The following is an 8,112-nucleotide window of genomic DNA, read 5'->3' on the forward strand; positions in this document are numbered from 1 at the left end:
AGGCCCCGCCGGGGCCCACCGCCACGCTGGACACGGTGCTGGGCACACCCGCCGCCGGGACCTGGGCCCGGGCCCAGTTGCGCCCCCTGGAAGCGGCCAGGCCCACGGCCGGCCTGGAGACCGTACGCACCTGGCTGCGCGCCGACGCCCGTCTCCCCGCGGCAGCCGCCGCCCTCGGCATCTCGCTGCCGGGCGCGCGCAAGCGCCTGACCAGGGCGGAGGACGTGCTGGGCCGGTCCCTGCTGACCGCGCCGAGCGCGAAGTACGAACTGTGGCTGGCGATGCGGGCACTGGGCTCGCTCTGAGGAGCCGGGGCACCGCGATGCGCCTCAGCGCACTCCCCGTCCGCGCACTCCCCGTCCGCGGCCGTACTCACCGTTCGCCAGAGCGCTCACCGTTCGAACGGGAACCACCGCACACCCTCACTGTGCACATCGTTCCTCGCCGCCGCTGCCGCGCCCGCCTAATGTCCTGAACTGGCCCGGCCCGCCGGGCCTCACGATCCGGGGCGGCCGCCGCGCGACGACGGGGGTGTCGCGCGCGGCCCGCCCCTGTCCCCGCCCGGCGCCGAGCCACCCATGCGAGTGAATGATCCGGCAATAAAAGCATGCGCTTCTACAAGCGACTGCTTATACTCGTCCGTGACGTGGTCAATCAACATCCATGACGAGGTGGCCGACTGGTTCCTCGCCCTATGTGCTCACGATCCGCATTCGGCCGACTCGGTGGAGCAGGCCATCGAGTTGCTTGCCGACATAGGACCGAGCCTCGGTCGTCCTATGGCCGATGTGATCCACGGCAGCTCGATGAAGAACCTCAAGGAGTTACGCCCGGGCTCGGGGGGCCGGACCGAAATCCGCATCCTCTTCGTCTTCGACCCCGACCGGGAGTGCATCCTTCTCGTGGCGGGCGACAAGGCGGGCAATTGGCGACGCTGGTACGACACCGCCGTGCCACTCGCCGAGGAGCGCTACCGGCAGTACCTCGACCACAAGGAGAAGGCGGCGGAATGAGCGGTTTCACCTCGTGGGACGAGGTCAAGAGGAGCGCCGAGCGGATCCGTCGTGAGGCCCACCCCGAAGTGGGCGAGGCCGAGTGGGCGGTTCGCAAGGAGGCGGCACGTCTCCAGCAAGAGGCCCACCTGTTGGGCCACCACCTACAGCGGCTGCGGAGGGAGCGGGGGCTCACCCAGCAGCAGGCCGCCGTCCAGCTCGGCATCACCCAGGCCCGCGTCTCCCAACTGGAGCAGGGCAAGGCGGTGGACCTCACGGCGATGCGCGCCTATGCGCAGGCCCTGGGCGCCCGGCTGACACTCGTGCTCGAAGTCGACGATCAACAGATCCGCATCGCCTGAGCGCGATCGTGCCCCCGGGCCGCGCGGCCCGCCCTGTCCCCGCCCGGCGCCGGGCCATGAGCACCGGCACCGGGCGGGCCGCGATCGACGTACCGGCGCGCATGTCAGGGCCCCAGGATCGTCGTCAGGAACTCCCCCGTCCATGCCAGCAGCTCCCGCCCCACCAGCGGCTTTCCGCCGATGCGGGCGGTTGCGGGGCGGGGGACCAGGACCTGCTTGGTGGTCGGTTTGATCACCGTGCGCTGGTAGAGGCGCTTGAGGCGCAGTTCCTGGGATTCGCGGAGCTCCACCGGGGAGAAGCGGATGTTGGAGCCCTGGAGGGTGATGTCGGTGACGCCGCAGGCGCGGGCCAGCAGGCGCAGGCCCGCGACCAGGAGGAGGTTCTCCACCGGTTCGGGAAGCTTGCCGTAGCGGTCGGTGAGCTCCTCGCGGACGGCGCGGATGTCGTCCTCGCCGGTGGCGGAGGCGATGGCGCGGTACGCCTGGAGGCGCAGCCGCTCGCCGGGGGCGTAGTCGTGCGGGACGTGTGCGTCGACCGGCAGCTCGATCTTGACCTCCAGCGGCGCTTCCTCGACCTCGCCGTCGCGATCCTCGATCGAGGCCCGGTAGTCGGCGACGGCCTCGCCGACCATCCGGACGTACAGATCGAAGCCGACGCCCGCGATATGGCCGGACTGCTCGCCGCCGAGCAGATTGCCCGCGCCGCGGATCTCCAGGTCCTTCATCGCCACATACATGCCCGCGCCCATCTCGGTGTGCTGGGCGATGGTGGCCAGCCGCTCATGGGCGGTCTCGGTGAGCGGCTTCTCCGGCGGGTAGAGGAAGTACGCGTAACCGCGGTCGCGGCCGCGGCCGACCCGGCCGCGCAACTGGTGCAACTGGGAGAGGCCGAAGTTGTCGCCGCGCTCGACGATCAGGGTGTTGGCGTTGGAGATGTCGATACCGGACTCGACGATGGTCGTGGAGACCAGCACGTCGAACTTCTTCTCCCAGAAGTCGACCACGACCTGTTCCAGGACGGTCTCCGACATCTGGCCGTGGGCGGTGGCGATCCGCGCCTCGGGGACGATCTCGCGCAGCTTCGCCGCGGCCCGGTCGATGGACTCCACCCGGTTGTGGATGTAGAAGACCTGGCCCTCGCGGAGCAGCTCACGGCGGATCGCCGCGCCGATCTGCTTCTGCTCGTACGGCCCGACGAAGGTCAGCACCGGGTGCCGCTCCTCCGGCGGGGTGGTGATCGTGGACATCTCGCGGATGCCGGTGACCGCCATCTCCAGGGTGCGCGGGATGGGGGTGGCGGACATGGTCAGCACGTCCACATTGGCGCGGAGCTTCTTCAGTTGCTCCTTGTGCTCGACGCCGAAGCGCTGCTCCTCGTCCACGATGACCAGGCCCAGGTCCTTGAACTTGGTCTCGGAGGAGAAGAGCCGGTGGGTGCCGATGACGATGTCGACCGCGCCGTCCTTCAGCCCCTCCAGCACCGCCTTGGCCTCGGTGTCGGTCTGGAAGCGGGAGAGCGCCCTGACGTTGACGGGGAACTGGCCGTACCGCTCGCCGAAGGTGCCGAAGTGCTGCTGCACCAGCAGGGTCGTGGGCACCAGCACCGCGACCTGCTTACCGTCCTGGACCGCCTTGAAGGCCGCGCGGACCGCGATCTCGGTCTTGCCGTAGCCGACGTCGCCGCAGATCAGCCGGTCCATCGGAACCGACTTCTCCATGTCCTCCTTGACCTCGGCGATGGTGGTGAGCTGATCGGGGGTCTCCGCGTACGGGAAGGCGTCCTCCAGCTCGCGCTGCCAGGGGGTGTCGGCGCCGAAGGCATGGCCGGGCGCCGCCATCCGGGCGGAGTAGAGCTTGATCAGGTCGGCGGCGATCTCCTTGACGGCCTTCTTGGCGCGCGCCTTGGTCTTCGTCCAGTCGGCCCCGCCGAGCCGGTGCAGGGTCGGCGCCTCCCCGCCCACGTACTTGGTGACCTGCTCGAGCTGGTCGGTGGGGACGAAGAGCCGGTCGCCGGGCTGGCCGCGCTTGGCCGGGGCGTACTCCACCACCAGATACTCGCGGGTGGCGCCCTGGACGGTGCGCTGCACCATCTCGATATAGCGGCCCACGCCGTGCTGCTCATGGACGATGAAGTCGCCCGCTTCGAGGGTGAGCGGATCGATGGTCTTACGGCGGCGCGCAGGCATCCGCGCCCCGTCCTTGCCCGCGGCCTTCTGCCCGGACAGATCCGTCTCGGTCAGCACGGCCACCTTCAGGGCCGGGTCGACGAATCCGTAGTCGATCGAGCCGCAGGACACATGCACCACGGACGGCTTGATCTCGGTGAGGTCGCCGTCCAGCCGGGCCGCGATGCCCTCGCCGCCGAGCACCTCGACGGTGCGGGAGGCGGGGCCGTGGCCCTCGGTCACATAGACCGTGCGCCAGCCGTCGGCGAGCCAGCCCTTGGTGTCGGCCAGCGCCCGGGCGGTGTCGCCGCGGTAGCTCTCGGTGGCGTGCATGCCCAGCTTGACGGTGTCAGCGTCCAGCTCCTCGTCGGCCGCGAAGGGACTCACCGACCACCACATCATGTCCAGCTCACGGGCCCGGTCGCGGACGTCCGCGATGCCCCACAGGGAGGCCGCGCCGACATCGATCGGGGCCTCCCCGCCCCCGGCCGTGGCCGCCCAGGACGCTTGCAGGAACTCCTGGCTGGTGGCCACCAGGTCCGCCGCCCGGGTGCGCACCCGCTCCGGGTCGCAGACAACCGTCATGCTGCCCTTCGGAAGGACGTCCAGCAGCAGCTCCATGTCGTCCACCAGGACGGGGGCCAGGGACTCCATGCCCTCGACCGCGATCCCCTCGGCGATCTTGCCGAGCAGCTCGCCCAGTTCGGGGTGGGCCTCGGCGAGGGCCGCGGCCCGCTCCCGCACCTGGTCGGTCAGCAGCAGCTCCCGGCAGGGCGGGGCCCACAGGCCGTGCTCGGCGACCTCCAGGGAGCGCTGGTCGGCCACCTTGAAGTAGCGGATCTCCTCGACGTCGTCGCCCCAGAACTCGATCCGGAGCGGATGCTCCTCGGTGGGCGGGAAGACGTCCAGGATGCCGCCGCGCACGGCGAACTCGCCGCGCTTCTCGACCAGCTCCACCCGGGAGTACGCGGCGGCGGCGAGCCCGTCCACGATCTCTTCCAGATCGGCGGTCCCCCCGGCCCGCAGGCTCACCGGCTCCAGGTCCCCCAGCCCCTTGACCTGCGGTTGCAGCACGGACCGCACGGGCGCGACGACGACCGAGACCGGGCCCGCCGTGGGGTCGTCCTGGCGCGGATGGGCCAGCCTGCGCAGCACCGCGAGGCGCCGCCCGACCGTGTCCGAGCGCGGGGAGAGCCGCTCATGCGGCAGCGTCTCCCAGGACGGGTACTCCACCACCCCGTCCGGCGGGAGGAGCGAGCGCAGCGCGGCCGCCAGATCCTCCGCCTCCCGGCCGGTGGCGGTCACCGCGAGCACGGGACGGCCCGCGGAGCGCGCCAGCGCGGCGATGGCGAACGGGCGGGCGGCCGGCGGGCCGACCAGATCGACGTGGGGACGATTGCCATCGGCGGCGCCGCGCACCGCCTCGGCGAGCGCGGGGTCCTTGACGACGACGTCGAGCAGACCGGTGAGGCTCATAAAGGGGTATTCCATCCCGGAGGCGGACAACGCGAACGACCCGACACGTGTCACGGGCCGGGGGTCTTCCAGAGTACGGCCACCCGACGACAATCTCCGCCGCTCCGTCGCCCGCCCGGGCACCTGTGGATCGCGCCCCGATCAGCCCGGGGTACGCGTCGATCAGCCCGGGGTCGCGCTCGAGCACCCGGCCGTGAGGGTGCTGCCGGGCTTGTTCTTCCGCGTCTCCTCGTCCTTGAGCTTCCCGTCGACGAATATCTGGCAGCCGATTTCCTTCTTCGGCTCCGCGGAACCCGCTTGCAACGACAGCGACCTTCCGGGCTTCACCTTGAACTTCTTCGACCACGGCGTCTTGACGTTTTCGAGATCCAGATCGGCGTCACCGCCGCCCTTCTTGGCATCGGTATACAGACTCGAATTGATACCGGGGATATATACGCTCGCCGGCGAATCCCCCGTCACCTTGAATTCGACAGTCACCATGCCGCCGTCCTCGGCTTTGCCCTTGTCACCATCGTCGGAGCAGCCCGCCGACAGGGCCACCATGGTGGCCAGGCAGGCCACCGCCTTATGTGTACGCATTATTCCCCAACGGTATTTTCCACCCATGGCCGGTCATCCATTATGGGCAACCGGCCGCGAGCCATCTTCACATGTGTTCCGCTGCGGAACCAGCGATTCCTGCCCCATTTCTGGATCAGTTCGACTGCACCGGAGATAATTGCGCCTTCACAGTGGACGACGTGTGGGCGCCCTGCATACCCCTCACCCCGCCCAGTGCTTTGGCTGTGGCCGCGGGCTCACAGAGGCCAGGGAGTCACCTGGACGATGTACAAGCGCTCCTGCCTCACAATCGTCAGATACTGGAACATCCCCCGGGGCAGGACCTCCTCCTGCACACCAGGTGACTGCCCTTGGTGGGCGACGCCGTCCAGGTAGAGAGCCGCTGCTGCGCGGACCAGCTCATCCGCGCGTGCTTCGACCTCCGCGATAAAGGCAAGATTCGGCGTCTCGCCGATGACGTGGTGGGCGTCTGGGTTGTACTCCCAGCCCCAGTCACCCATTGGCAACCTGCGCGCGTGCAGCCTGCATGATCTCCCGGATCTCATCCATGGCCACCTGCCACTTTGGATCCTCTTTGTCGAGCACCTGGGCGGCCTGCTCGGCAGCGTGCAGGCGCCGGGCAACATCGGGAAACCGCTCGATCTCGATCACTGTGGCCCACTTGAGCTGGAACATTGCGATCGGCCCGAAGCTGTTGGATTGGGTGGCCATCGTGAAGACCGTGTCCCGCTCGGACGTCATCTCCGCCAAGCGGGAGGGCGCGACCTGCGCGAGTGCGGTACGCAGTGCGGGGAAGGTCTTATCAGGTCTGGGGATCAGCGCCCCACCATCGTGAACCGGCTGCGTGGTCATCTGTCCTCTGCCCTCCAAGGATGCCTCGATCACCGTACGGCAAGCGGGGGTGAGGGGTGAGGCGGTTATCCTCTTGCCGCCCCCGCCGTCACGCGGCCTCGGACCGAGTGAATGTGGCACCGGCCCTCGGAGTGAGCCACCACCCCTGGCTCCGTATGAAGTCGAACACCGGGTCTCGTACCGGATCAAACGCCAGGCGGTGCTCCAGCAGGCTCACGCCGCGCCGCGGATTTCCTTGATCTTGAGCGTTCGGGTGCTGCCCTTGTCGAGCCGCACCCGCGTCCGGCCCAGCACGGCAGGCGGCCGTCCGGCCCATCACGACAGGCGGCCGGGCACGCCCTGTGATCACACTGATGCACATGGCAGAGCGAGAGACGCGCCCGTCGCCCACCAGGACGAGCCCCAGGTCCCGGCCGCCCCGGCCGGCCGAGGCCGCCCGGCAGGCATGCGACCAGCTCGCCTCACTGATCGTCCATGAGCCCGAAGGCGTCAGCGGGGTGACCCGCCACGAGGACGGCTGGGTCGTCAGCGTGGACGTCCTCGAGGTCGCCCGGATCCCCGACACCACCAGCCTGCTGGCCACCTACGAGGTGCGCGTCGACCAGCGGGGCGAACTCCAGGAATACCGGAGGGTCCGCCGCTACCGGCGCGGTGCGGCCGACGACTGCTGAGACGACAGCCGAAAGGACGCCCCGAGATGCCCACTGGCACGTACACGGAAGAGGTCGTCTGCATTCAGCGGACCGGCACCCTCTACGACGTCCTGGAACTCATCCTCGACCGGGGCATGGTGATCGACGTCTTCATCCGGGTCTCCCTCGTCGGCATCGAGATCCTGAAGATCGACGCCCGCATCGTGGTCGCCAGCGTGGACACCTACCTGCGCTTCGCCGAAGCCTGCAACCGCTTGGACCTCGAATTCGACCGCAGCAGCACGACCGTTCCCGAACTGCTGGGCGGGGTCGCGGGCGGCGGCGGGAGTCCGGCCGGGCGGATGGCCACCGGCCTCGGCAAGAAGAAGGCCAAGAAGGCGGTGAAAGGCGTGGGAGAGAAGGTCAAGCACGCCGTCGGGGCCGACGACGACGAGGAGGAAGAGGAGTGGGAGGAGCCGGAGGAGCGGGAGAGCCGCCCCCGGCGGCGCACCGCCGCCACCGGCGCCCGCTCCCGCCGCCGTTCCGGTTCGTCGTACGAGGAGGACTGATCCATGACCGCGCCCCGGAGCGTGTACGTCTACGGCGTCGTCCGCGCCTCGCACACGGTGCCGCCCGGCCGCACCGGAGTGGGCGAGCGGCCCGCCCCGGTCCGTGCCCTCCGGGCCGGCGCGCTGGCCGCGGTGATCAGCGACGCTCCGGCCCGGCCGCGCGCCAAGCGGCGCGACCTCCTCGCCCACCAGGACCTCGCCCTGGCGCTGGCGGTGGACGGACCGGTGCTGCCGATGCGCTTCGGGATGATCGCCCCCGACGAGGAGTCGGTGCGGCAGCAGTTGCTGTCGTCCCAGAACGACTGCCTGACCGCGCTCGAACGCGTCGACGGGCGGGTCGAGATGAACCTCAAGGCGCTGCCCACCGAGGCCGACCTGGGCTCGCTGGTACGGGAGGACCCCGAGGTGAGCCGGTTGCGCACGGCCGCCCGCAGGGCCCCGGGTTACGAGGCCAGCGTGCGGCTCGGCGAGGCCGTGGCGCGCGGGCTCAGGCGCAGGGC

10 protein-coding genes are annotated in these 8,112 nt (G+C 69.9%); 6 read left to right on the top strand and 4 right to left on the bottom strand.

Annotation, left to right across the window (positions count from 1 at the left end; translation table 11 throughout):
- From KN815_RS43440 to KN815_RS43450, 3 genes are all read left to right on the top strand, one after another.
- Positions 1-305 (top strand): helix-turn-helix domain-containing protein (locus KN815_RS43440; protein ID WP_216347260.1); only part of this gene is annotated, 305 nt, incomplete at its 5' end.
- A gap of 336 nt (positions 306-641) precedes the next feature.
- Positions 642-1,013, top strand: coding sequence for a type II toxin-antitoxin system RelE/ParE family toxin (locus KN815_RS43445; protein ID WP_253209613.1), 372 nt, complete (start codon positions 642-644; stop codon positions 1,011-1,013).
- Positions 1,010-1,354 carry a helix-turn-helix domain-containing protein gene (locus tag KN815_RS43450; RefSeq protein ID WP_216347262.1) on the top strand — a complete coding sequence of 115 codons (345 nt, stop codon included), beginning with the start codon at positions 1,010-1,012 and terminating at the stop codon, positions 1,352-1,354. The genes KN815_RS43445 and KN815_RS43450 overlap by 4 nt, the downstream gene beginning before the upstream one ends.
- A 104-nt stretch (positions 1,355-1,458) precedes the next feature.
- Here KN815_RS43450 and mfd read toward each other — a convergent pair whose 3' ends face one another.
- From mfd to KN815_RS43470, 4 genes are all read right to left on the bottom strand, one after another.
- Positions 1,459-4,995 carry a transcription-repair coupling factor gene (mfd, locus tag KN815_RS43455; protein WP_216347263.1) on the bottom strand — a complete coding sequence of 1,179 codons (3,537 nt, stop codon included), beginning with the start codon at positions 4,993-4,995 and terminating at the stop codon, positions 1,459-1,461.
- A gap of 162 nt (positions 4,996-5,157) precedes the next feature.
- The gene (locus KN815_RS43460) at positions 5,158-5,559 is read right to left on the bottom strand and encodes a hypothetical protein (RefSeq protein WP_216347264.1); all 402 of its coding nucleotides are present in this window, start codon (positions 5,557-5,559) and stop codon (positions 5,158-5,160) included.
- A gap of 236 nt (positions 5,560-5,795) precedes the next feature.
- Complete coding sequence (locus tag KN815_RS43465) at positions 5,796-6,059, bottom strand: hypothetical protein (protein ID WP_216347265.1); 264 nt, start codon at positions 6,057-6,059, stop codon at positions 5,796-5,798.
- Positions 6,052-6,411 carry a hypothetical protein gene (locus tag KN815_RS43470; RefSeq protein WP_216347266.1) on the bottom strand — a complete coding sequence of 120 codons (360 nt, stop codon included), beginning with the start codon at positions 6,409-6,411 and terminating at the stop codon, positions 6,052-6,054. Before KN815_RS43470 ends, KN815_RS43465 begins: the two co-directional genes overlap by 8 nt.
- 359 nt (positions 6,412-6,770) lie before the next feature.
- Here KN815_RS43470 and gvpO point away from each other — a divergent pair, with 359 nt between their 5' ends.
- From gvpO to KN815_RS43485, 3 genes are all read left to right on the top strand, one after another.
- On the top strand, positions 6,771-7,082 hold the full coding sequence (gene gvpO, locus KN815_RS43475; protein WP_216347267.1) for a gas vesicle protein GvpO: 312 nt from the start codon (positions 6,771-6,773) through the stop codon (positions 7,080-7,082).
- A 26-nt stretch (positions 7,083-7,108) separates the two neighbouring features.
- Entirely contained in the window at positions 7,109-7,612 is a 504-nt protein-coding gene (gvpJ, locus tag KN815_RS43480) for a gas vesicle protein GvpJ (RefSeq protein WP_216347268.1), read from the top strand.
- Positions 7,613-7,615: 3 nt separating this feature from the next.
- Positions 7,616-8,112, top strand: a 497-nt coding sequence (locus KN815_RS43485; RefSeq protein WP_216347269.1) for a GvpL/GvpF family gas vesicle protein, incomplete at its 3' end; no start/stop codon positions are given.

Source organism: Streptomyces niphimycinicus, from assembly GCF_018883605.1.
Taxonomy (GTDB): Bacteria; Actinomycetota; Actinomycetes; order Streptomycetales; family Streptomycetaceae; genus Streptomyces; species Streptomyces niphimycinicus.